The organism is Pseudonocardia sp. MH-G8, assembly GCF_002262885.1.
Lineage (GTDB): Bacteria > Actinomycetota > Actinomycetes > Mycobacteriales > Pseudonocardiaceae > Pseudonocardia.
Map to the genome: position 1 here is coordinate 185642 of NZ_NKYF01000013.1, position 23140 is coordinate 208781.

Genomic DNA, 23140 nt, shown 5'->3' on the forward strand with positions numbered 1-23140 from the left:
CCTGCCGTCGCGGCGTAGATCGGTAAGTCTTGACTTACCGTTAGCCTTGGCTTACCGTAGGCGTGTGCTCACCATACCGACGCCTCGGACCCACGACGAACGCGTAGCGGCTGCACGCCTCCGCCTGGAGCAGGAATTCCAGATGTGGCTGTCAACGGGGGGACGGGCCGGTCCACACCTGATCCCGGTGGCGTTCGTCGAAGATGGCGACACCATCGTCACCGCGACCGGAACGGGCAGCAGAACCGTTCGACACCTTCAGGAGACCGGGAGAGCACGGGTCGCCCTGGGCACCACGTCCGACGTGGTGATGATCGATGCCACCCTCGATCGTCTCGTGCCCGTTCCCGAGGTTGCCACCGAACTGGCCGACCGCTTCGCCGCCGTCTCCCATGACCCGCGGCAGATGCCGGGCTACGTGTACCTCCGGCTGCTCCCCCACCGCGTGCAGGTGTGGAACGGGTTCCACGAGTTCCCCGGCCGGACGGTGATGCTCGAGGGTGAGTGGCTCCCGCACCCGGTCGACTGAACTGAGCAGCGAACCCTCAGTCGAACGTCGGGTCCTCGGTGCGGGTGCGCTTGAGCTCGAAGAAGTGCGGGTAGTTCGCGAGCAGCCGCGCGCCGTCGAAGATCTTGCCCGCGTCCTCGCCGCGCGGGATGCGGGAGATGACCGGGCCGAAGAACGCGGTGCCGTCGACGTGGATGGTGGGGGTGCCGACGTCCAGCCCCACCGGGTCCATGCCGCGGTGGTGGCTCGCGCGCAGCTCCTCGTCGTACTCGGTGCTGGTGGCGGCGTCGGCGAGCGCGGCGGGAAGGCCCAGCTCGGCGAGCGCCTCCTTGATGACGACGTCGAAGTCCTTGTTGCCCCCGTTGTGGACGCGGGTGCCGAGGGCGGTGTAGAGCGGCTCGAGGATCTCCTGGCCGTGGTCGCGGGCGGCGGCGATGGCCACGCGCACCGGGCCCCAGGCGCGGTCCATCATCTCGCGGTACTCCGCGGGCAGGTCGCGGCCCTCGTTCAGCACGGCGAGGCTCATGACGTTCCAGTGGATCTCGATGTCGCGGACCTCGCGCACCTCGAGCATCCAGCGCGACGTGATCCAGGCCCACGGACACAGCGGGTCGAACCAGAAGTCGACGCGGGCGGTCTGCGCGGACTCGGCACTCGGCACAGCAAGCTCCTCGGGTTGCGGCGGGGCGTTCGTCGGCACCAACCAGAAGGCTGGGTCGGGCATTCCGCGACAACGGAGATCTCACCGGCGTCCCGCGGGCGGTCGTGGTTGGATCGGCGCCAGTCCCGAGCGTCCACCGATACAGGAGTGCCGAGTCCGCATGGCCCCGCCCAACCTGACCCGCACCGACGCCGAGCGCCGGGCCGCGCAGCTCGAGGTCGCCGACTACGCCGTCGAGCTCGATCTCACCAACGGCTCCGGCGAGCCCGGTGAAGCGACGTTCGCGAGCACCACGACCGTCCGGTTCCGCGCCGAGCCGGGCACCGACAGCTGGATCGACTTCGTGGGCGCCGAGGTCGCCTCGGCCACCCTGAACGGCACGCCGCTGGACGTCTCCGGCTACCGCGAGGAGGACGGCATCGCCCTGCCGGGGCTCGCGGCGGAGAACGAGCTGCGCGTCGAGGCCACCGGCCGGTACATGAACACCGGCGAGGGCCTGCACCGCTTCGTCGACCCCGTGGACGGCGCCGTCTACCTCTACTCGCAGTTCGAGACGGCCGACGCGAAGCGCATGTTCGCCTGCTTCGACCAGCCCGACCTCAAGGCGCGCTACACCCTCACGGTCACCGCGCCGCTGGACTGGAAGGTCATCTCCAACGCGGCCGCCGAGAGCGTCGAGGGCGGGGTACACCGCTTCGCCACCACCGAGATCATGTCCACCTACCTGGTGGCGCTGATCGCCGGCCCGTACGCGGAGTGGCGCGACGAGCACCGTGACGATTTCGGGGACATCCCGCTGGGGATCTACTGCCGCGGGTCCCTCGCCGAGCACATGGACGCCGAGCGGCTGTTCACCGAGACCAAGCAGGGTTTCGACTTCTACCACCGCAACTTCGGCGTGCGGTACCCGTTCGGCAAGTACGACCAGCTGTTCGTCCCGGAGTTCAACGCCGGCGCGATGGAGCACGCCGGGGCGGTGACGTTCCTGGAGGACTACGTCTTCCGCTCCCGCGTCACCCGCTTCCTCTACGAGCGGCGCGCCGAGACCGTGCTGCACGAGATGGCGCACATGTGGTTCGGCGATCTCGTCACCATGCGCTGGTGGGACGACCTGTGGCTCAACGAGTCGTTCGCCACCTTCGCGTCGGTGCTCTGCCAGGCCGAGGCCACCGAGTACCGCAACGCGTGGACCACGTTCGCCAACGTCGAGAAGTCCTGGGCCTACCGGCAGGACCAGCTGCCCTCCACGCACCCGGTGGCAGCCGACATCCCGGACCTGCAGGCCGTGGAGGTGAACTTCGACGGCATCACCTACGCCAAGGGCGCGTCGGTGCTCAAGCAGCTCGTGGCCTACGTCGGCCTGGAGCCGTTCCTGGCCGGGCTGCGCAGCTACTTCACCGCTCATGCGTGGGGGAACGCCACCTTCGACGACCTGCTCGGCGCGCTGGAGAAGTCCTCGGGCCGCGACCTGTCCGGCTGGGGTGCGCAGTGGCTGCGCACCACCGGGCTCAACATGCTGCGCCCGTCGTTCGAGGTCGACGCCGACGGCCGCTTCACCCGGTTCGCGGTGGTGCAGGGCGGCGCCCGTCCCGGTGCCGGTGAGCTGCGCACGCACCGGCTCGCGGTGGGGGTCTACGACGACCAGGACGGCAAGCTGGTCCGCACGCACCGCGTCGAGGTGGACGTCAGCGGCGAGCGCACCGACGTGCCGGAGCTGGTCGGCGTGCCGCGCGGCAAGCTGGTGCTGGTCAACGACGACGACCTCACCTACTGCGCGCTGCGGCTCGACCCGGGTTCGCTGGCCACGCTCGTCGACCGCATCGGCGACATCGCCGAGCCGCTGCCGCGCACGCTGTGCTGGTCGGCGGCCTGGGAGATGACCCGGGAAGCGGAGCTGAAGGCTCGCGACTTCGCCACCCTCGTGGCCGGCGGGTTCGGCGCCGAGACCGAGATCGGGGTCGTGCAGCGGCTGCTGCTGCAGGCGCAGACCGCCATCACCTCCTACGGCGACGAGACGTGGGCGGCCGAGCGCGGCTGGCCGATGCTCGTCGACTCCCTGCTCCTGCGCCTCGGCTCCGCACCGGCGGGCTCCGACGCGCAGCTGGCCACCGTCAACGCCCTGACCAGCAGCGTGCTGTACACGCCGGTGCTGGAGGGCATGCGCGAGTGGCTGCACGGCGAGAACGTGCCGGACGGCCTGACGATCGACACCGACCTGCGCTGGCGGCTGCTGCACGCGCTCGCGGCGCACGGCACCGTGGGCGAGGCGGAGATCGACGAGGAGCTGCGCCGCGACCCCACGTCCACCGGCCAGCGCCAGGCCGAGCGGGCGCGCGCGCTGATCCCCAGCGCGGAGGCGAAGGAGCGCGCCTGGCAGCGGGCGGTCCACGACGACGAGGTGCCCAACGCCGTGCAGGAGGCGATCATCAGCGGCTTCTCCCACCCGGGGCAGCGCGGCATGCTCGGCGGGTACGTCGAGAGGTACTTCGCCGAGGTGGCCGAGGTGTGGGAGCGGCGCACGAGCGAGCGGGCCCAGCAGGTGGTGATCGGGCTGTTCCCGTCATGGGCGGTGGACAAGTCCACCGTGGAGGCCGCCGACGCGTGGCTGGCCGACGAGTCGCACCCGCCGGCGCTGCGGCGGCTGGTGTCCGAGGGCCGGGCCGGCATCGTCCGGGCGCTGGGGGCACGGGAGTTCGACCGCTCATGACCCGGTGAACGACCGCTGGCGCACATGATCGCCAGATCGGCGCACCGACGGCGAGCTGTCGCCGCTACTGCACCGGTCTGGCGATCATGGCAGCAGCGCGGCCGCTGGCCCCTGGCCCCGGCCGACCGCACCTTGGAGCCTTACTGCTCTGGAACGGCGCCCAGAACGACTGTATGGCTCCAAGGTGCGGTGGGAGATGCGCTCAGGACGGTGACGTGATCTTGCGCCAGAGCTGGCGGAAGAACCCGTTCTCGGGCCGGTACTCCCCGCAACCACGCCGACCGCAGGTGCCGCAGTCGCTGCCGGGCCGGTAGTGGTCGTGCGCCGCGCGGCCGTGCCCGCACGTGCACGGGTCGATGACGGTGCGCTGGGCGGGCGGAGGCGGGACGTCCGCCGGAGCCGGCGACGACGTGCGCTGGACCGGGAAGGAGGTTTCCAGGTCGGAGAGGGAGGGCATGCCCGTGGGTGGAGTGAGGACCGAGGATCCCGCGTTGTGTGAGCGGCCGCGTCGCTGCCCTGCGCCGGCCGAGTGCCCCGATGCCGCATCACCCATGTGGGTCCCTGCCCTTCATCAGTCCGAGCCCCCGGAGGGGGCGTGCACGCACAGTATGCGACCGAGGCCATCAAGTCGACCATCACCAACTCCGGTACAAGCTCGAAGGTTACGGTCGATCTGTCATCGGTCGTGCTGCACGTTGCGTCACCGCCGACCTACGGGGGTACCCGTTCCGGGTCGGCGGGGAAACGACGGACTGCGTCGGTGAGCGGTGGGTCAGCGGGTGCGGCGCCGCCCGCCCGCCTGGTCGGCGAGCATGCGCAGGCCGCTGAGCAGCCCACCGAGCAGGTCGCCCTCCTTGAAGGAGGCCACCATGCTCATCACGGCGAGCTTCGCCCCGCGGTCGGGCAGGCGGATCCGCGCGTCGGCGCCGCTGAGGACCTCGACCACCCGCTGTTCCGGGCTGACCGCGATGAGCACCGCCTCGTCCGAGCCCTCGAGCTCGTCGTGCAGTTGCGCCACGCGGGCCTGCGGCTCCGGACCGAGGTCGCCGAGGTAGACGCTGAACAGCAGGCCGGTCTCGCGGCTGGCCAGTGTGAGCGCCTCGTCGAGCCGGCTGAGCTCCAGCGGTGTGAACGGCTGGTCTGCGCGCGAGGGCTCCTCGTACTCCTCCGCCCGCGAGATCCGGCCCGACGCCGTGACGACGCTGCCGCTCGGCAGCTCGTCGCTCTCCGGGAGGGAGATGGCCGTGCCCGTGCCGCCGTGATCGGTCGTGCTGCCGGGGGTCGACTCACCAGCTCCCACGGGCACCTCCTCGCTCGGTGCCGGCGCGCGCTCCGGTCACAGCCGTCGTGTCGTGGTCGGCGGCCGGGAGCTGCGCGCCCTGCGGGTTGGCCGTCCACCACATGGGAGAGTGCGGCCACGGCTGGCCGACCCGGTACCGGGGTCGGCGGGCCATCCGCGGCGCGACGACCAGCAGCACGATACCCAGGTACAACGCCACAGTCGGTACCGCGAAGAAGAGGATCGTCTCCAGCACGCTCACGTACCGGAACGATAGTCGACGCGGTTGCGCGCGCTGCATCCGGCGGCCGGTGTCGCGGATGGGGGTGTCGGGCGCACACCCGGTGGTCACGTCCCCGGTCAGGACGCGCGGGGGTGATCAGTCCGAGCAGTGCGTGGATGCTGCCGCGGCGACGTCATGTGCTTCCCACGGCGACCACCAGCAGCCAGTCCTGGCCGCCCGCCGAGTTGGCGCCCGGGGTGCTGATTTCGCCGGACGGGTCGACGGCGGCCTCGACCGGCGGCGCCGTGGCATCGGCCGGGTCCACCCAGCTCGCCGTGCCCGCCGACGCGGCCAGGGTCAGGGTGCGGGCCGTCGGGACGTAGGCCACGAGGGTGTCACCGGCCCGTGCCGCGGTGACGTGGTCGTCGGCCATCACACCGACCTCGTCGTCGCTGCCGACCGGCTCCCCGCGGCCATCGACGATCACGTCGGCGCTCTCGTCGGGTACGAGCTGCCACCAGGGCAGCGACGCGAAGAACTCCCGCAGCCGCGCCAGCTGCTCCACGGCAGCGGTGTCCAGCCGCGACTCCCACCCGGGGTGGAGCTCCCAGTCGTCGGAGCCGTAGAAGTAGCCCGGCGAGCCGGACGTGAGCGCCCACCCCATCTGCCGGCGCAGGACCTCGTCGTCGGTGACGGGCGTACCGGGCAGGTTGTTCTCGCCCTCGTAGTTCGCCTCCATCAGCAGCGCCGGCCGCCGGTCCCGGGCGTAGCCGTCCAGCACGGCACGGTAGGTCGGGAGGTAGGTGTAGACGAAGTTGAAGTCGGCGTAGGGCTCCCACCGCGGGCTGTCGGTCGAGACCGACGCCGGGTACCCGAGCTGGACGGAGAACGGCCGGGTGTCGCCGGTGTCCCGGATGCCGAGGAGCACCTGCTCGAACTTCTCGTCGTGCTCGCGGGGGGAGTCGTGGCGGTCCGGGAGGTCGTGCGGGAAGTGGTCGCCGCCGGTCATCCAGACGATGTTCGGGAAGCGCGCGTACCGCTCGGCGACCATCGCACCGAACCGGCGGGCGTCCTCGAGCGTGGCGTCCCGGAAGGCCGTGCCGGCGGTCCAGCCGTCGATCGGGTAGAGGAACAGCGTGTTCTCGTGGGCGCACGCCGAACCGACGATGGCGTCGATGCGCTGCCAGTAGGGCTCGTTCCAGCGCGTGACGTCGCCGTCGGCGAAGGGCAGGATCCCGTCGGCGGTGCGCCCGTCGTCGTCCGGGCCGCCGTTGGCGCGGGAACCGATCAGCGAGACGATCGAGGCGTTGAAGCCGTGCGCCTCGCGGTCGGCGAAGTACAACTCGGCCTGGGACGGCGACCAGCGCGCCGGCCCCGCCCACGGGGAGTCGCCGAGCACGAGCAACGGGGCGCCGTGCTGGTCCTCGAAGTACCGGCCGTCCGCGCTCACCGCGGTCACGTAGGAGTGCTCGCCCATCCTCGTCCCCTCGCACGACGCTTGCGGTGCCCGACCGGTGACGACGGGGCCGGGCGCGGAAGTGCCGCAGGACGCGAGGAGCAGGCCCGACAGGAGCAACGCGCCACGCCGCACCACGTCCCGCCCGCGGTCGGATACCTCGATGAGGCGCACGCCGGGCACGGGTCCATCATGGCCGAGGAGAACCGTCCGAGCCGCCCCGCAACGACGAAGGTGCACGCATGACGCTCCCGAACCCGTCCCTGCCGCGCTCGGCCGCGCTCAACAAGCGGCTGCACGCCGCCGTCCCCGGCGGAGCCCACACCTACGCCAAGGGCGACGACCAGTACCCCGAAGGGCTCGCCCCGGTCATCTCCCACGGACGCGGCGCGCACGTCGTCGACGTCGACGGCAACACCTACATCGAGTACGGCTCCGGGCTGCGCGCCGTCGCGCTCGGCCACGCCCACCCCCGCGTCGTCGAGGCCGTGCGCCGCGAGCTCGACCGCGGCAGCAACTTCGTGCGGCCCGCCGCCATCGAGCTCGACGCCGCCGAACGGTTCCTGCAGACCGTCCCCACCGCCGAGATGGTCAAGTTCGCCAAGAACGGCTCCGACGCCACCACCGCCGCGATCCGCCTCGCCCGCGCCGCCACCGGACGCACCCTCGTGGCCCTCTGCCACGACCAGCCGTTCTTCTCCACCGACGACTGGTTCATCGGCGGCACACCGATGTCGGCAGGCATCCCCGAGCAGCTCACCGTCACCTTCCCCTACGGCGACCTCGACGCCCTCGCCGCGCTGCTCGACAAGCACGAGGGCCGCATCGCCTGCATGATCCTCGAAGCCGCCACGCAGACCGACCCTCCCGCCGGCTACCTCGAAGGGGTCCGCGAGCTCGCCACCCGCCACGGGGTCGTCCTCGTGTTCGACGAGATGATCACCGGCTTCCGCTGGTCCGAACACGGCGCCCAGGGCGTCTACGGCGTCACCCCCGACCTGTCCACCTTCGGCAAGGCGCTGGGCAACGGCTTCGCCGTCTCCGCCCTCGCCGGCACCCGCGAGCTCATGGAGCTCGGCGGACTGCGCACGGAGCAGGAGCGCGTCTTCCTGCTCTCCACCACCCACGGCGCCGAGACCCACTCCCTCGCCGCCGCGATCGCCGTCATGGACACCTACGCCGAGGAGGGCATCGCCGCTCGCCTGCACGCGCTGGGCGAGCGGCTGGCCGCAGGCGTCCGCGAGGCCGCCGCCGGGATGGGCGTCGGCGAGCACGTCCTGGTCCGCGGGCGCGCCAGCAACCTCGTCTTCGCCACCCTCGACGCCGACGGGAAGCCGTCACAGCCCTACCGCACCCTGTTCCTGCGCCAGCTGCTCGCCGGCGGGGTGATCGGACCCTCGTTCGTCGTCAGCGCCGCACTCACCGAGGACGACATCGACCACACGGTGGAGGTCGTCGCCCAGGCCTGCACCGTCTACCGCAAGGCCCTCGACGCCGGCGACCCGGCACCGTGGATGGGGGGACGGCCGGTCAAGCCGGTCTTCCGGCAGTACGCCTGATCAGCACGCCCGATCAGCACCCCGACCACTAGGCCGAACGCGGCCGGAATTTTGCCGACACCTTGCCATTGCGAGGTATCCCGTTAGCGCCCGATCGCATAGCGTTAGGGACCCGGTGCCGGCGCGCGTGCGTGCCGGACGTGAGGTACCGCGGACACCGCAACCGACGGGACGATCACGATGGACCTCCGCTTCGCGGCTTTCGAGCTCATCACGCGCGACGCGGCGCTGCGGGCCCTCCTCGTGAGATATGCCGACCGCATCGACCAGGCACGGGTCCCGGAGCCGCGACCCGCGAGCTGCTTCGTCGCGCTGGCGTGGAGCAACGGCGACCAGCCGGGCTCCCAGCTGCTGACCGCCCGGGTCCACGCGCCCCGGCAGCTCCCGGGCGGGCGTCCGTTCCTCGACGCCACCCTGGCACGGCTGCGCGCGGCCCTCACGGCGCCCGCGGCGCGCAGGGTGATCAGCACCCGATGCCATCCGCCACCGCGCGCTGGGGTGGAGGACGGCGTCGACACGATCTTCAGGACCGGCCTTTTCGGTATCTCCCCGGCCGCAGCACGCGGTAGCGGGGCCGCCCTGCTCGAGCTGGCGCCCTGGCCCGCGCACGCCCCGGTCGGTGCCAGACCCTCCCTCGCGCCCCGCGATGCCGTCCCCAGCATGAACTGATGGGGCGGGCGAGGTAACGGTCCTGGGCGCCGCGCAGAGCAGAGTTGAGACACGGCGGCCACGGGATCGGAGGCGACGCTCGTGCGCACTCGAATCATCGGCCTGGCCGTTTGCGCCTCCGTGCTGGCCATCGGCCTGTTCGGGGTGCCGCTCGCGGTGGCGGTGCTCCAGTACGCGATGCAGGTCGAACGGGGCGAGCTCGCGCAGACCGCGCGCGCGGTGGCCATCCGGGTGGCCCCCGACGTCTTCGACGAGGACGAGGTCGCGAACCTGGAGGCACCCCGAGGGGTCCGGGTGACGGTGTACGACTCGGACGGAGACCGGCTCAGCGCCGCCGGGCCGCCCGACGGCGGGCCCGAGGTCGCCCGGGCCCTCGGCGGCAGGGCGGGGAGCGGCACGGACGGCGCTGATCTCGTCGTCGCGGTGCCGGTCACGCACGAGGACGACGTGATCGGTGCGGTGCGCGCCGCCGTCCCCCGCAGCGCCGCGTTGGCGACGGTGGCGCTGGTCTGGGTGGTGATGGCCGCGCTGGCGGCCCTGGCCGTAAGCGCGGCGTGGCTGGTCGGGCGGTGGCAGGCCCGCCGGCTGGCGCGCCCGCTCGAGGACCTGGCCGTCGCCGCCCGACGGCTGGGCGACGGCGACTTCAGCGTGCGCACGCGCCCGGGCGGGATCGCCGAGATCGATTCGGTCGGCTCCGCGCTCAACTCCACCGCAGGTCGCCTCGACGCCCTGCTCGCCCGGGAGCGGGCGTTCTCCGCCGACGCGTCCCACCAGTTGCGCACACCGCTCGCGGGGCTGCGGCTGCGGCTCGAGGCCGCCCTCGAGTCGCCGGGCCAGGACCTCGCGCCCGCCATCGCCGCGAGCCTCGTCGATGCGGACCGCCTGGAGTCGACCATCGACGAGCTGCTCGCCCTCGCCCGTGACGACCGGGGAGCCCCGGGCGCACCGGTCGATCTCCCCGTGCTGCTGGCCGCGGTGTCGGCCGAGTGGAGCGGGCGCCTCGCGCTCCAGGACCGCGGCCTCGACCTGAGCGTCGAGCCGGGGATCCCGGCCCCGTGCGCATCGGCGGCCGCGGTCCGGCAGATCCTCGCGGTGCTCGTGGAGAACGCGACGACGCACGGCGCCGGGACGGTGACGGTGGCCGTCCGGGAGGCCACCGATGCGGTGGCGATCGACGTCCGTGACGAGGGGGCCGGCGTGCAGGACGCCGAGAGCGCCCTGTTCGGCCGGCGCCCCGACCAGCAGCGCGGCCGGCACGGGATCGGCCTGGCACTGGCACGCCGCCTCGCGGAGGCGGAAGGCGGTCGGTTGGGCCTGTCCCGGCCGGCGCCCCCGACGTTCACCCTCTTGCTGCCCGCCGATCCGTCGGCCGGTCCGCAGGCGCCCCCAGCTCCAGCCGGTACCCGTGCCCTCGGAGTGTGACGATCGCGGGAACCTGCGCCGACACGGCGCTCTCCGCGATCTTGCGGCGGAGCGCGGCCACGTGGACGTCGAGGGTCTTGGTGGAGCCGAACCAGTGCTCGTCCCACACGTCGGACATGAGCGTCTCGCGGCTCAGCGCCACGTCCGGCTGCGCGGCCAGCCGGGCCAGCAGGTCGAACTCCTTCGACCGCAGGCGCAGTTCCCGACCGGCCACGCTCGCCCGCCGCCGCGGCACGTCGACCACGAGGTCTCCGACGGCGCGGATCGGCGCCACCCCGGCCGCTGCCTCGTTGCGCCGCAGGTGGGCGCGGATGCGCGCGTGCAGCTCGCCCAGCCGCACCGGCTTCACCAGGTAGTCGTCGGCACCCGCCTCCAGCCCGACCACCACGTCCATCTCCGCCGAACGCGCCGTCAGGATGACGATCACGCAGCCGGGCTGGGCGCGCCGCAGCTGCCGGCAGACCTCGACGCCGTCGAGGTCGGGGAGCCCGAGGTCCAGCAGCACGAGGTCGACGGACGTGACCGCGGCACCGGCGAGGCCCGCCGCCCCCGTCCGCTCCCACCGCACCTCGTGGGCATGGCTGCGCAGGCTCGCCGTCAGGACCTCCCCGATGGTCGGGTCGTCCTCGACGAGGAGGATCAGGCCGCCCACCACTAACCGCCCGCCATCGCCCGCTCCACCTCGTCGAGGGTCTCGACGACGGCCACGCGGCCCGGGTCCGCCGGCCCGCCCGCGGTCACCTCCCGGCCGGTCACCAGCAGGACCGCGGTCTCCTGCGGGTCCACCAGGCCGTGCTCGACGGCCGTGGCGAGCCCCGCGAGGGCCGCCGCCCCCGCAGGCTCGGCGCCGACGCCGGCCGTGGCGGCCAGCGTCGAGACCGCGTCCCGCAGCGCCTCGTCGGTGACCGCGACCATCGCCCCGCCGCCCCGGCGCACCGCCTCCAGCACGGCGTCACCGATGGCCGGGCGCACCACCGCGATGCCGTCGGCGATCGTGGCGCCGGGATCCAGCTCCGCCGCGCCGACGGGTTCCCCGAGCCACGCCCGCACCAGCGGCTGGCAGTGCCGGGCCTGCACACCGATCAGGCGCGGTCGCCGCGTGGCGAGCCCGCGGCGCTCGAGCTCGGCGAAGCCCATGTCGAGCGCCACCAGCGTGGGGCCGTCGCCGACCGGGGCGAGCAGCACGTCGGGGACCCGCCGCCCGAGCTGCTCCCACACCTCGAACGCCACGGTCTTCTTCGCCTCGAGGGTGAGCGGGTTGGCCCCGGTGTTGCGGTCGAGCCAGCCGAACGTCCGCGCGGCGGCCCGGGAGAGGTCGACCGCGGCCGCGTAGCCCGCGGGCACCCGGAAGACCCGGGCACCGGCCTGGGTCATCAGCGCGAGCTTCTCCGGCCGGCAGCCGGTGGACACGAAGATGGCGGCGCGCATCCCCGCTGCCGCGGCACCGAAGGCGGTGGCCACGGCCGCGTTGCCGGTGGACGCGGTGGTGATCGTGCCGATCCCGCGCCGCAGCCCGTCCTCGATCACGAGCGCGGTGGCGCGGTCCTTGTTGGAAGCGGTCGGGTTGCGCGTCTCGTCCTTGAGCCACAGGTGCGGCATGCCCCAGGCCTGCCGCAGCGCCGGCGCGGGCAGCAGTGGCGTGCCCCCGATCGGCAGCGGGTAGCGGATCGGGCCGTCGGGCACCGGCAGCAGCTCCCGGTAGCGCCACATGGTGAACGACGCCGGTGGGTCTGCCGTCCGCAGCACGGAGCCGTGGTCCATCCCTGAGAGAGCGGTCACGGGCAGTTCGCCTCCTCGTAGGCGTCGATGAGCTCCTCCGCCTGGTCCACAGCGCCCTCGTCGGGGGCCTGCGCCTGGGTGTCGCCCACCTCGGCGAGGGTGTCGGCCACGGAGACGGCGACCGCGTCGCGGATCTCGGCGGGCGCCACGCGCGGCATGTCGACCAGGGGGCCGCGCGCCTCGCCGACGAACGCCACCGGATCGTCGGGGTGCCGGTCGTCCGCGGCGTCGACCTGCTCGGACAGCAGGCAGTACCGGTCGAGGTCGGGTTCTGGTCCGGGCTCGGCAACGGCGGCCGGTGCGGGGTCGGGCGGCGGCGCGGCGAGCGTCTCGGCGGTCGCGACCTCCTGCGGCTCCGGCGCCGGACGGGCCACCAGGACGAGGGCGAGGGCCACCACCGCCGCGCAGGCCACCGGCACGACGAACTGCGCCACCCGTGCGGCGGCGCCGCGGTCCGCGGCCGGGCCGCCCGGTCGACGGGGGAGCCGCTCGGCCAGCCGACGGCGCGTCGCACCGGCCAGGATCGCGACGACCCGCTCCAGCGGTCCCTGACCGAGCAACCGCCGCCACACCACGGCGAACGCGCCCGCACCCACGACCATGAGGCCGAAGAGCACGACGGGCTCGTCCTCCAGCACGCCGGTCGCCAGCAGGACGAGGTGCGCGGAGTACAGCGTGAGGGCCATGCTGCCGGCCGCCGCGAGTGGCGACAGCAGGCGGGCCGGGATCCGGGAACGGGTCAGCAGCAGCGCCGCACCGAGGACCGCGACGGCGCACGCGAGGGTGTGCACCAGGTCCACCGTCGACTCCGAGTGCGGGGCCGGGAGCGCCAGGTACCACCACGACGTCGCCGGGTCGGGGTCCCACAGCAGCGTCCGGGCCGTCTCCGCGGCGGTGCCGCCGGGTGAGCTCCCCGAGATCAGCACGGCGAACCCGCCGAGCGGGTACAGCAGCAGCACGGACGCCAGCCGCGCCACCACGGCCAGCGCGACGCCGCCGCCGAACAGCCACCAGGCCACGCGGCGCGCGGTCAGGTCGAGCCGCCCGATCGCCAGGCCCGCGCAGAGGTAGGCGAGGTAGACGACGACGGGGTAGGAACCGGTGAGGAACAGTTGGGCCACCACCGCGAGCGGATCCTGCACCAGGGCGGTGAACGTCGGGTCGGAGTCGGGGTCCGGCAGCGGCAGCCCGGCCGTGGCGACCAGCAGGACCGGCCCCACGACGGCCACCGCGGCGGCCAGGCCGGCCAGGACCGCCGGCGGGCAGGCGAGCAGTGGCACGGCGAGCAGGAACAGCACCGCGTAGAACGGCAGGATCCCGTCGACGCCGTTGCTCTCGGCGAGCGCTCCGAGCGCGAGCCCGATGGCCCCGATCAGCAGGGCCCGGACCACGAGCCCGCCCGCCACCGCGGTGCGTTCGGATCCGCGCACGACGTGGCGGCCGCCCGACAGGAGCGCCACGCTGACCCCTGCGACCAGGGCGAAGGTCGCCGCCGAGCGCCCCGCGGCGACGAGCGTGGTGGCGGTGGGAGCGTCCTGCGCGTCGAAGGAGTCCAGGACGTGCACGGCCATCATCCCGAGCAGCGCCGCGCCGCGGGCGACGTCCACCCCGACGATGCGCGCCCGGCGCACGACCGGTCCGGCGTCCGCCGGGTCGACGGTGGTCTGCTCGGCGGTGCTCGGATCCCGTGAGATCAACATCAGGTGTCCCCGCTTCGTGTCTCGCGCTCAGGCCGGGCGGGGAACGGGCGTCAGCTCGTCGGAGCCGAGCACGTCCGCACCGTAGAGGTCCTCCAGCCAGTTCGTCTGGTAGACCGTGTCGAGGTAGCGCTCGCCGAGGTCGGGCGCGATGGCCACGGCGGTGACCGAGGGTGTGCCGTTGCGGGCCAGCCACGCCATCGCCCCGCTCACCACCGTTCCGGTGGAGCCGCCGAACAGGAAGCCACTGCGCGCCATCCGGTGGCAGGCGCGGATCGTGTCCGCCTCCTCGACGCGCACCACGTCGTCCAGGTAGGACTCGTCCAGCAGCGGCGGGCGGACGCTCATGCCCAGCCCGGGGATCATCCGGCGGCCGGGCGGCCCGCCGAAGGTCACCGAGCCGACGCTGTCCACCGCCACGACGTCCACCCGCCGGTGCCAGCCCCGGAACCAGCGTGCGCAGCCCATCAGCGTCCCGGTCGTTCCCGCACCGATGAACAGCACGTCCAGCTGCGGGAACTGGCGGGCGATCGCCGGCGCCGTGGTGCGGTAGTGCGCCCTCCAGTTCCCGGAGTTGGAGTACTGGTTGATCCACACGTACCGCTCGTCCGTGGCGCACAGCGCGCGGACGAAGTCGATGCGGGCGCCGAGGAAGCCGCCGGCGGGATCCGGCTCGGAGACGACGTGCACGCGGCTGCCCAGCGCCTCCATCATCCGCCGGGTGGACAGGTTGCACCGGGGGTCGGTCACGCACAAAAACCGGTAGCCCTTGCTCGCCGCGATCATGCTCAGCGCCACGCCCAGGTTCCCCGACGAGGACTCGACCAGGATCGAACCCGGTGTCAGGGTCCCGTTCCGCTCGGCGGAGTCCACCATCTCGCTCGCGGCCTTCAGCTTGATCGAGCCGGCGAAGTTGAATCCCTCGCACTTCAGGAACAGCGGGCCCCCGAGGATCGACCGGAGGTCGACGTAGAGCTCGTCCTCGTTGAACTGGTGCGGGGCGGAAATGACAGGCACGATGCCTACTCCTCACGTGGGTCGAACCGCACGGCGCTCATCCGTGCCGCCGCAGTTCGTGGAAGAAGTCGTCGATGACGTGCAGATCGCCGGATCGGGCCACGTCGTCGTAGACGAACTTGCCGACGGCCAGATCGAGCACCCCGAGGCCGAAGGGTGAGAACACCACCGGCCGGTCGTCCGGAACGCTCACACGCCCGGTGAGCACGTCGTCCAACGTGCCGTGCAGGAAGTCGCGGTTGCCGGTGCGCTGCTCGGCCAGGTGCGGCGAGGTGTCGGCCTTGAGGCAGTGGTCGACGTCGTCGACGATGTTGGTCGAGGCGAGCACGATCTCCGGTGCGAGGTCGCGCAGCGACACGTGCAGCACCAGCGGGGCGTGCGCGAACCACGACACGTCACCGACGTGCGGCTCCGCGGCCACGGTCGCGAAGACCACCAGGTCGCTGGAGCGGATCAGCTGCTCGGGGCCGTCGTGCACGGTGATCCGGCCCGCGGTGCCGGACTGCGCCAGGTACCCGCAGAACCCCGCCGCGCTGTCCGCGGAGAGGTCGTGCACGCCGACCTCGTCGAACGACCAGCCGGTGCCGGCGAGGAAGGTGTGGATGTAGCGGGCGATCAGGCCGGTCCCGACGAAACCGACCCGGGCCGGACGTGGCCGCCCGCGGCTGAGCCGGTCCGCTGCCAACGCCGCGGACGCGGCCGTCCGGGTGGCGCTGATGATCGAGCTCTCCATGCAGGCCAGCGGGTAGCCGGTGTCGTGGTCGTTGAGGATCAGCACGGCCGAGGCCCGCGGGATCCCGGCCGCGACGTTCCCCGGGAAGCTCGAGATCCACTTCAGCCCGTCCACCCGCACCTGCCCGCCGAGCGAGGCGGGCAGCGCGATGATCCGGGACAACGGGCGGTCGGGGAAGCGCAGGAAGTAGGACGGCGGGTTCACCGAGTCACCGGCGCCGTGCAGCCGGTAGGTGGCCTCGACCAGCTCCACGATCTCCTTCTCCCGCCCTTGCAGCGCGTGCCGGACCTGCGCGCCGGAGATCACGGCGAACGGGGGCACCGTGAGCGGCTCGCTTCGGGTGGCGGTCATCGCGGCGCCACCTCGACGGTGGGAGCGCAGTCGGTGAGACGCACCGGGTCGGCCATCCCGACGAGCACCTCGCGCGGGCCGCGGAAGGCCTCGCGGCTGTGCGCGCTGCGGATGTTGTCGACGAGCATCAGGTCGCCCGCCTGCCACGGTGTCCGGACGGTGGCAGCCTCGTAGACCTCGTTCAGCAGCTGCACGACGTCCGCGCCGATGGGCTCGCCACTCCCGAAGCGGGTGGTGAACGGCAACCCGTCCGCTCCGTAGACGTCCACCAGGAACTCGCGCACCTCGGGGTCGATCGTCCACTCGTTCAGGAACGCGATCTGGTTGAACCAGCAGCGCTCGCCCGTGGCCGGGTGCCGCATCACCGCACTGCGGCGCTGCTGGGTGCGCAGGCCACCGCCGGGCTGCCACTCGAACGCGATCCCGTTGGCGCGGCAGTAGCTCTCGACGGCACCCCGGTCGTCGGTGCCGAACGCCTCGGCGACCGACGACCCGATGTCGTCGTTGTAGTTGCGCACGAGCAGCCACCCCTCCCGCTCGAAGCGGTTGATCAGCTCGGAGGGCAGCGCGCGGAGCACGGCCGAGGAGTCGGCGACCCCGGTGGCACCGCCGTCGGTGGGCGCGGTCAGGCAGGCGAAGAGCATCAGGCCGGGGAACTCGAGGGCGTAGCTCAGTTCGTGGTGCATGCACATCGGCTGGTTCGCCGGCCACGCGGAGGAGGAGTACACGCCGTCGGCGTACGTGCGCCGCGCGGCGAAGGCCTCCTTCTCGGCCATCAGGCCCGTCGCCAGCCGCCGGAAGACGGCGCCGATCTCGTCCGGATCGCCCAGCCCGAGGCCGCGGACCAGGACGCACCCGTGCTCGGTGGTGGCGGCGCGCAGGGCATCGCGGTGCGCGGCGGCCCAACCCGGCGCGTCCCGGGTGGCCCCGACGTGCAGCGTCGGGAGCGCGCCCGGACGCAGCTCCAGGTCGAGCAGTGCGGTCGATGAGGTGGACATGTCGTTCCCTTCGGTTCTGGTCAGGACGGGGACACGAGCGCGGCGGCCTGCGGGGCCGAGACGGTTCTGCTCTCGAGCAGCTGGGCCAGTTCGGCGAGCGTCGGGCATCCGGTGATGTCGGCGAGGGACACCTCGCGCTGCAGGGCGATCACCAGCTTCACCGCCGACAACGAGTCGCCGCCCCGGTCGAAGAAGTGGTCGTGGCGGCCGATCTGCGCTTCGGCGACCCCGAGCACCGCCGCCCACGCGTGCGCCACCCGCTTCTCGGCCGGGGTGGCAGGCGCCGCGGAGCCGTTCTCGGCGACCCCGAGGGCCCCGGCGCGCGCCGTCAACGCCGACCTGTCGATCTTGCCGTTCGGGGTCAGCGGGAGGCGCTCGCACCAGTGGAGCACCGACGGCACCATGTACTCGGGCAGCCGCTCGCCCAGCCCGCGGCGCAGCACGTCGTCCTCGATCGCCCGCTCCCCGGTGTAGAAGGCGAGCAGGCGCGTGCCCGCGGCGGTGCCGTTGGCCACCAGCGCGGCACCGTCGCGGACCCCGGGCACCCGCAGCAGGGCGTTCTCGACCTCGCTGATCTCGATGCGGAAGCCGCGGATCTTGACCTGGTTGTCCCGGCGGCCGAGGAAGTCCAGCTTGCCGTCCGGGCGCCAGCGGCCGTAGTCGCCGGTCCGGCAGATGCGCCGCCCCGGGCGGTGCGGATCGTCGGCGAACATCGCGGCGGTGCGCTCGGGATCGTTGACGTAGCCGCGGCCGACGCAGACCCCGGAGAAGACGATCAGGCCGGGCGCGCCCAGCGGCACCGGCGCCAGGTTCTCGTCGACGACGTAGACGGTCGTGTTCTGGACGGGGCGGCCCAGCGGGACCTGCGTCCCGTCCGGGACGTCGTGCATGATCTCGTGGACGGCGTCGTCCGAGGTCTCGGTCAACCCGTAGGTGTTGACGAGCCGGGTGCCGGGCACGGCGGCGAACCAGCGGCGCACGAGCTCCTTCTTCAGGAAGTCGCCGGTCGGGCACACGCAGTGCAGGTCCGGCAGCTCGCGGGGGTGCTGCTCGAGGTAGGACAGCAGGACGTCGAGGTAGGACGGCACCACCTGCAGCACGCCGGCCCGGGCCTCGACGAGCGTGTCGACGAGCCGTGCGACGTCCACGACCACGTCCTGCTCGACGAGCAGCGTCCGGCCGCCCACCAGGAGCGCACCGACCAGCTGCCACACCGAGATGTCGAAGCACTGGGGTCCGGTCTGCGGGACGACCTCGCCCTCACCGACCCCGAGGTCGGCGAGCTTGGCCTGGATGTGGTTGAGCATCCCCGCGTGCTCGCACATCGCCCCCTTGGGTTCGCCCGTGGAGCCGGAGGTGAAGAGCATGTAGGCGAGCTGGTCCGGCCCGACGTCGACCCCGAGGTCGTGGTCGGCGTGGCCTTCCGCGTAGGCGGTGTCGGCGTGCAGCACCTGCACCCCCGGCAGCGTGGCGAGGGCCTGGTCGAGCGTCGTGGTGCTGCCGCGCTCGGTCAGCACGAGCCGGCAACCGGCCCGGGAGACGGCGGACGCGATACGCGCGGGCGGGAAGTGCGGTTCGAGGGGCAGGTAGGTCAGCCCGGCCTTCCAGATGGCCAGCACCGAGGCCATCCAGTCGAGGTTGCGCTCCATCACGACCGTGACGACCGCTTCGCGTGGCAGCCCGCGCGCCTGCAACGCCCGCCCCAGCCGGTTGGCGCGGGAGTTGAGCTCCCGGTAGGTCCACTGCCGGCCGGCGTGCACGGCGGCCACGGCGTCCGGGTGGATCACGACCCGCTGCTCGAACAGCTCGTGCACGCGCAGGTCCGGCAGCGCCCGTTCGGGTCCGGCGAGCCCGTCGAGCTGCAGACGCAGCTCGTCCTCGGAGAGCAGGCTCTGCCGTCCCGGCTCGGCGTCGGGATCGTCGGCCATCCGGGTGAGCGCGGTGAGGTGGTAGCCGGCGATGCGCGCCGCGGCGTCCGCATCGAGCGCTTCGGTGCGGTAGCGCAACCGCAGCACGAGCTGACTGCCGTGCCAGTCCACGGTCAGCCGCAGAACGCCCCCCTCCCCCTCCCCCACCGACCGCACCTTGGAGCAGTACTGCACTTCGCAGCCCCGAAAAACAGCATCCTGGCTCCAAGGTGCGCCGTCGGCGTGGCGCAGGAGGTCGTCCTCGGCCTCCTGGGTCTCCCGCACCACGGCGCGCCAGGTGCCGCCTGCCGGGGTGGTGAGCCGCAACGGCAGGACCGGCCCGTCCGGCAGTGCGTAGCCGGTGACGACCTCGCGCTCACCCGAGAGCGCGGCACGCACCACGGCGTGCGCGGCGAGCAGGACCGCGCCCGGGCGCACGTCGAGCTCGCCGGCCAGCCGGCGCAGCGCCGCGACCAGTTCGGCGGGAACCGTCTCGTCGTGCTCCCCGACGCCCGGCGCCGGGTCGCGGGTCCACCGCGGGATCGTCGCGGAACCACCCGCCACGAGCACCCGGCGCCAGTACTCCGGGTCGCTGCACTCCGGGCCGCTGTCCGGCATCCCCATCTCCCCGTTCCTCCACTCGTCCTCGTGAGCCACCGCTCACCGCCCCTCCTGCAGCGCGGCCCAGGTGCCCGGGCCGACCGCTCCGTCGACGTGCATCCCCCGCGAGGCCTGGTAGTCCCGCACCGCCTCTGCGGTCGCGGCTCCGTAGCTCCCGTTGCGCGGCAGCGACCGCCCGAGCGCGACGAGCAGGGCGTGCTGCAGCCGGTGGACCTGCTCGCCGTGGGAGCCCGCCGCGAGTTCGGTCCGGTCCCCGGCGGCCTCCAGCGCCTGGGCGGTCGACCGGCCGACCGTCCCGGGCGGGTCCGCGACGACACCGGCCGCGGCCTGGAAGGCGCGCACCGCCACCACCGTCGGTTCGTCGAGCCGGCCGTGGACCTCACCCTGGTAGTGACCGAGCCGCTGCAGGTGCTGCTGGACGGTCCCGACCAGCGGTCCGCCGGCGCCCGTGGTCAGGCCGGCGTCCAGCGAGGCGATGTCGGCGAGGCCGAACGAGGCGGGCGACCCGCTCGCCATTGCCGCCGGCGGCAATGCCACGGGCGGCGCCGCGGCCGCGGGCGCGGGCGATGCCGCGGGCGCGGGCGGGGGCGGCGCCGGAGCGACGGCCGTCGTGGCCGGCGCGGCGACCGGCTGCCGGACGTTCTGCGCCAGTGGCGCGTACAGCGCGTTCCAGCTGCTCACGCCGGTCAGGCCGGTGGCCACTCCCAGCGGTACCAGTGCGGCCGCCAGCCACAACGGCGGGCGGGACCGGACCGGGCGAGCCGGCAGCTCCGGGAGCGGCGGCACCACCGGGGCCGCCGCGGGCGGCCGTCCGGCGCGGATCTCGCGGGCCGGGTTCCCGCCCCACTCGGCGTACGGCGGGACCTCCTCGCCCTTCATGAGGAACGAGTCGGGTGCGAGCACCGCCCCGTCGCCCATCGTGACGCCGTAGTGCACCAGCGCGTTCACCCCGACCGTGCCGCCGGAACCGATGCTGATGCGGTCGGACTTGAAGGCGTAGTCCTCCTGCGAGTGGCACTGCACGACCGATCCCTCGTTCAGCACGACGTCGTCGCCGATCGTCACGAGGTTCTTCTCCGACATGTCGGAACCGTCGTCGAAGAGCCGCTTGCCCAGCCGCACGCCCAGCAGCCGCAAGAACACACCCTTGAACGGAGTGCCGTTGAGGACGGCTCCCGCCTTCGCGTGCATCTTGTAGAAGCGCTCGATGCGCCAGAAGTCGCGCTCGTAGATCGAGCAGTACGTCGGGCGCACCCCCCGGAACCCGGTGGAGGCCCGTTCGACCACGACCTCGTAGCCCACGGTGAACAGCAGGACGACGAGGCCGGCCAGCACGATCGACCACTCGCCGAGGCGGGCGAACAGGTCGGTGGCGGCCAGCGCCACCACCGTCAGCGCGAAGGTGAGAACCCACCGCACCAGCAGGTGCAGCCCGATGGTGGCGGCGTTGTGCCGGTTCTTGGCGGCGAGCCGGCGCCGGAACTCGTCGCCGGCCCGCAGGTCGTCGAACCTGCTGTCGCGCTCGACGCTGCGCGGGATCTCGAAGCTGGGCGAGCCCAGCAGCCCCACGTTCTCCCGCAGCCTGCCGTCGATCGGCACCAGCACCTTCGTCCCGAGCAGGACGTTCTCCCCCGTCCGGCCCGCGGCGGGGTAGGCGATGAGGTTCCCGAGGAAGTTCTCGCGCCCGATCGACACCCGGGAGACCCGGAAGGACGTGCTCGAGACGCCGACGTTGAGCATCGAGAGCCCGTCCGCGACGACCGTCCCGCTGCCCACGGAGCACAGGTAGGGCGAGTCGTGCTTGACCCCCGTGGCGAAGTTCGAGCCGGTCTGCAGGACCGGGGCGAGGTCGTACCCCAGCCACCGCAGGTAGGGCACGATGTAGGAGCTGTCGCCGAAGAGGTTCGTGTAGAAGCGGCTGTTCGTGCCCCGCTCCACGAACCGGTGGGCCCAGAAGTGGAAGCCGTAGAGGCGGTAGGTCCGGTCCGGGGTGAGAACGAGGTTGACCACCCGCGGGAGGGTGCCCACGACGAGCAGGCCGAGCAGCAGCGAGCCGAAGAAGAGCACGAACGACACGGCGAGGGCCTCGACGTAGAACCGCGAGGTGGTGAGCGCGAGCGGCCCCGCGTCCAGGAGCGTGGCGAGGCGCGGGACCTGGAAGAACAGGATGGCCAGCCCGCCGACGCCCAGCGGCAGGTACACGAGCAGCAGGCTCAGCACCTGCGCCAGGGAGTAGGCCACCCGGCGCCAGGTGCGCAGGCGCCGCGCCGGCACCTCCCGGTAGTCCGCGCCCGTCCGCTCCGCGGGCGACCCGTGCCAGTGCTCGTAGGCCGGCACGGCCTGCCCGGTGTGGAGGGCGGAGGCGTGGCCGATCTGGGCGCCGTCGCCCATCGAGGTCCCGACGTCGAGCACCACCCACTCACCGACGAACACGCCGCGCCCGAGGGTGACCGGGCCCGTCTCGATCACCCCTGCGCGTGCCCGGTAGCAGTTGAGGAACGTGTCCTTGCGGATCACCGTGTCCGCACCGACGGTCAGCAGGTCGGTGCACAGCGGGACGTGCTTGGAGAAGATCACGACGCCGCGCCCGATCCGCGCGCCCAGCGCCCGCAGGTAGAGCACGTAGAGCGGCGAGCCGACGAACAGGACCAGCGGGTTCGCGCGGACGAGGGTCTTGACGACCCAGAAGCGGACGTAGGCCAGGCTCCAGATGCGGATCCGCTGCGGCTTCCACCGGCCGATCAGCAGCCACTTGGCCAGGATCGGGAGCAGGCACATCGCGAGGAACGCCGCACCGGCGAACAGCGCCGACCGCAGGTAGATGTCGATCACACCGGCAGCGGCAGAGACGAAGCCGTACCCGCGCACCACGACCACGGCGACCACGTAGGAGTAGCCGAGGTAGAACAGGAGCTGCAGCGCACCGCAGAGGACGTACTGCGCCGTGCCTGCCGGGGTCGCCACCTCGACCGCGGCCGCGGCCGGCGCCGGCGCCGCGTCCGGGAGACCGCTCGCCAGGCTCCTGATCGTCGGGTACCGGTAGATGTCCTTCATCGACACCGACGGCAGGCCCTCGCGCTTGCGGACCCGGGCGCAGAACTGCGCCATCACCATCGAATCCGCACCCAGGTCATCGAAGAAGTGGCTCTCCACCGACACCCGCTCCACGCCGACGACGTCCGCCAGCACCTCGGCGAGCACGCTCTCGGTGGTCGGGAGCGCGACGCCGGGCAGCGCGCTCGTCAGGCTCCTGATCGTCGGGTGCTGGTAGATGTCCTTCATCGACACCGACGGCAGGCCCTCGCGCTTGCGGACCCGGGCGCAGAACTGCGCCATCACCATCGAATCCGCACCCAGGTCGTCGAAGAAGTGGCTCTCCACCGACACCCGCTCCACACCCACCACGTCCGCCAGCACCTCGGCGAACGCACCCTCGACGCCGGCCGTCGGGGCGGCGGGACCGACCTGGGTGATCGTGATTGCGGCCGGTTCGGCCGTCAGGACCTCGAGATGATTTCCCACGAGGCGAACTCCTTGCGCCAGATCTCGGCGA

At 72.8% G+C, this 23140-nt stretch carries 18 protein-coding genes; 5 read left to right on the forward strand and 13 right to left on the reverse strand.

The window, feature by feature from the left end; translation table 11 throughout:
* Window positions 1-64 precede the first annotated feature (64 nt).
* The gene (locus CFP66_RS26740; RefSeq protein ID WP_255413897.1) at window positions 65-529 is read left to right on the forward strand and encodes a pyridoxamine 5'-phosphate oxidase family protein; all 465 of its coding nucleotides are present in this window, start codon (window positions 65-67) and stop codon (window positions 527-529) included.
* Window positions 530-545: 16 nt separating this feature from the next.
* Here CFP66_RS26740 and CFP66_RS26745 read toward each other — a convergent pair whose 3' ends face one another.
* Window positions 546-1169 carry a DsbA family protein gene (locus CFP66_RS26745; protein WP_233159739.1) on the reverse strand — a complete coding sequence of 208 codons (624 nt, stop codon included), beginning with the start codon at window positions 1167-1169 and terminating at the stop codon, window positions 546-548.
* A gap of 160 nt (window positions 1170-1329) precedes the next feature.
* Between CFP66_RS26745 and pepN the strand changes: the two genes are divergently transcribed.
* Window positions 1330-3876 carry an aminopeptidase N gene (gene pepN / locus CFP66_RS26750; protein WP_094927921.1) on the forward strand — a complete coding sequence of 849 codons (2547 nt, stop codon included), beginning with the start codon at window positions 1330-1332 and terminating at the stop codon, window positions 3874-3876.
* Window positions 3877-4078: 202 nt separating this feature from the next.
* Here the strand turns inward: pepN and CFP66_RS26755 are convergent, their stop codons facing one another.
* The 4 genes from CFP66_RS26755 to CFP66_RS26770 form a co-directional block, all read right to left on the reverse strand.
* Window positions 4079-4333 (reverse strand): hypothetical protein, encoded by a 255-nt coding sequence (locus CFP66_RS26755; protein WP_094927922.1) that lies wholly within the window; start codon window positions 4331-4333, stop codon window positions 4079-4081.
* Between the two features lie 315 nt (window positions 4334-4648).
* Window positions 4649-5176 (reverse strand): DUF5130 family protein, encoded by a 528-nt coding sequence (locus CFP66_RS26760; RefSeq protein WP_369805165.1) that lies wholly within the window; start codon window positions 5174-5176, stop codon window positions 4649-4651.
* A complete protein-coding gene (locus tag CFP66_RS26765) occupies window positions 5163-5417 on the reverse strand; it encodes a hypothetical protein (RefSeq protein ID WP_094927923.1) in 255 nt (84 codons plus the stop codon). The genes CFP66_RS26760 and CFP66_RS26765 overlap by 14 nt, the downstream gene beginning before the upstream one ends.
* 154 nt (window positions 5418-5571) lie before the next feature.
* The gene (locus tag CFP66_RS26770) at window positions 5572-7017 is read right to left on the reverse strand and encodes a DUF4038 domain-containing protein (protein WP_198961686.1); all 1446 of its coding nucleotides are present in this window, start codon (window positions 7015-7017) and stop codon (window positions 5572-5574) included.
* Between the two features lie 59 nt (window positions 7018-7076).
* Here CFP66_RS26770 and CFP66_RS26775 point away from each other — a divergent pair, with 59 nt between their 5' ends.
* From CFP66_RS26775 to CFP66_RS26785, 3 genes are all read left to right on the forward strand, one after another.
* On the forward strand, window positions 7077-8393 hold the full coding sequence (locus tag CFP66_RS26775) for a glutamate-1-semialdehyde 2,1-aminomutase (RefSeq protein ID WP_094927924.1): 1317 nt from the start codon (window positions 7077-7079) through the stop codon (window positions 8391-8393).
* 180 nt (window positions 8394-8573) lie between these two features.
* The gene (locus CFP66_RS26780; protein ID WP_094927925.1) at window positions 8574-9062 is read left to right on the forward strand and encodes a hypothetical protein; all 489 of its coding nucleotides are present in this window, start codon (window positions 8574-8576) and stop codon (window positions 9060-9062) included.
* A gap of 81 nt (window positions 9063-9143) precedes the next feature.
* A complete protein-coding gene (locus CFP66_RS26785) occupies window positions 9144-10484 on the forward strand; it encodes a HAMP domain-containing sensor histidine kinase (RefSeq protein WP_094927926.1) in 1341 nt (446 codons plus the stop codon).
* On the opposite strand, the gene CFP66_RS26790 is transcribed toward CFP66_RS26785, so the two are convergent.
* From CFP66_RS26790 to CFP66_RS26835, 8 genes are read right to left on the reverse strand one after another with little or no spacing between them, the layout of a single operon-like run.
* The gene (locus CFP66_RS26790; RefSeq protein ID WP_094927977.1) at window positions 10402-11136 is read right to left on the reverse strand and encodes a response regulator transcription factor; all 735 of its coding nucleotides are present in this window, start codon (window positions 11134-11136) and stop codon (window positions 10402-10404) included. The two genes, CFP66_RS26785 and CFP66_RS26790, sit on opposite strands and share 83 nt — an antisense overlap.
* A gap of 2 nt (window positions 11137-11138) precedes the next feature.
* Window positions 11139-12263, reverse strand: coding sequence for a pyridoxal-phosphate dependent enzyme (locus tag CFP66_RS26795; RefSeq protein WP_233159740.1), 1125 nt, complete (start codon window positions 12261-12263; stop codon window positions 11139-11141).
* Entirely contained in the window at window positions 12260-13963 is a 1704-nt protein-coding gene (locus CFP66_RS26800) for a heparan-alpha-glucosaminide N-acetyltransferase domain-containing protein (RefSeq protein WP_094927928.1), read from the reverse strand. Before CFP66_RS26800 ends, CFP66_RS26795 begins: the two co-directional genes overlap by 4 nt.
* Before the next feature lie 27 nt (window positions 13964-13990).
* Complete coding sequence (gene sbnA, locus CFP66_RS26805; RefSeq protein ID WP_094927929.1) at window positions 13991-14977, reverse strand: 2,3-diaminopropionate biosynthesis protein SbnA; 987 nt, start codon at window positions 14975-14977, stop codon at window positions 13991-13993.
* A 37-nt stretch (window positions 14978-15014) separates the two neighbouring features.
* The gene (gene sbnB, locus CFP66_RS26810; protein WP_094927930.1) at window positions 15015-16061 is read right to left on the reverse strand and encodes a 2,3-diaminopropionate biosynthesis protein SbnB; all 1047 of its coding nucleotides are present in this window, start codon (window positions 16059-16061) and stop codon (window positions 15015-15017) included.
* Window positions 16058-17059: a TauD/TfdA family dioxygenase gene (locus CFP66_RS26815; RefSeq protein ID WP_094927931.1), complete on the reverse strand. Its 1002-nt coding sequence runs from the start codon at window positions 17057-17059 to the stop codon at window positions 16058-16060. Before CFP66_RS26815 ends, sbnB begins: the two co-directional genes overlap by 4 nt.
* Window positions 17060-17079: 20 nt before the next feature.
* Window positions 17080-19590 (reverse strand): amino acid adenylation domain-containing protein, encoded by a 2511-nt coding sequence (locus CFP66_RS26820; protein WP_094927932.1) that lies wholly within the window; start codon window positions 19588-19590, stop codon window positions 17080-17082.
* A gap of 36 nt (window positions 19591-19626) precedes the next feature.
* Complete coding sequence (locus CFP66_RS26835) at window positions 19627-23109, reverse strand: Pls/PosA family non-ribosomal peptide synthetase (protein WP_143517390.1); 3483 nt, start codon at window positions 23107-23109, stop codon at window positions 19627-19629.
* Between the last annotated feature and the right edge of the window lie 31 nt (window positions 23110-23140).

Excerpts from the sequence above, each read along its gene's own strand:
- CFP66_RS26780 (WP_094927925.1), top strand. The coding sequence starts at position 8,574 with ATGGACCTCCGCTTCGCGGCTTTCGAGCTCATCACGCGCGACGCGGCG.
- CFP66_RS26800 (WP_094927928.1), bottom strand. The coding sequence starts at position 13,963 with ATGTTGATCTCACGGGATCCGAGCACCGCCGAGCAGACCACCGTCGAC.
- CFP66_RS26820 (WP_094927932.1), bottom strand. The coding sequence starts at position 19,590 with ATGGGGATGCCGGACAGCGGCCCGGAGTGCAGCGACCCGGAGTACTGG.
- CFP66_RS26815 (WP_094927931.1), bottom strand. The coding sequence starts at position 17,059 with ATGTCCACCTCATCGACCGCACTGCTCGACCTGGAGCTGCGTCCGGGC.
- sbnB (WP_094927930.1), bottom strand. The coding sequence starts at position 16,061 with ATGACCGCCACCCGAAGCGAGCCGCTCACGGTGCCCCCGTTCGCCGTG.
- pepN (WP_094927921.1), top strand. The coding sequence starts at position 1,330 with ATGGCCCCGCCCAACCTGACCCGCACCGACGCCGAGCGCCGGGCCGCG.
- CFP66_RS26775 (WP_094927924.1), top strand. The coding sequence starts at position 7,077 with ATGACGCTCCCGAACCCGTCCCTGCCGCGCTCGGCCGCGCTCAACAAG.
- CFP66_RS26755 (WP_094927922.1), bottom strand. The coding sequence starts at position 4,333 with ATGCCCTCCCTCTCCGACCTGGAAACCTCCTTCCCGGTCCAGCGCACG.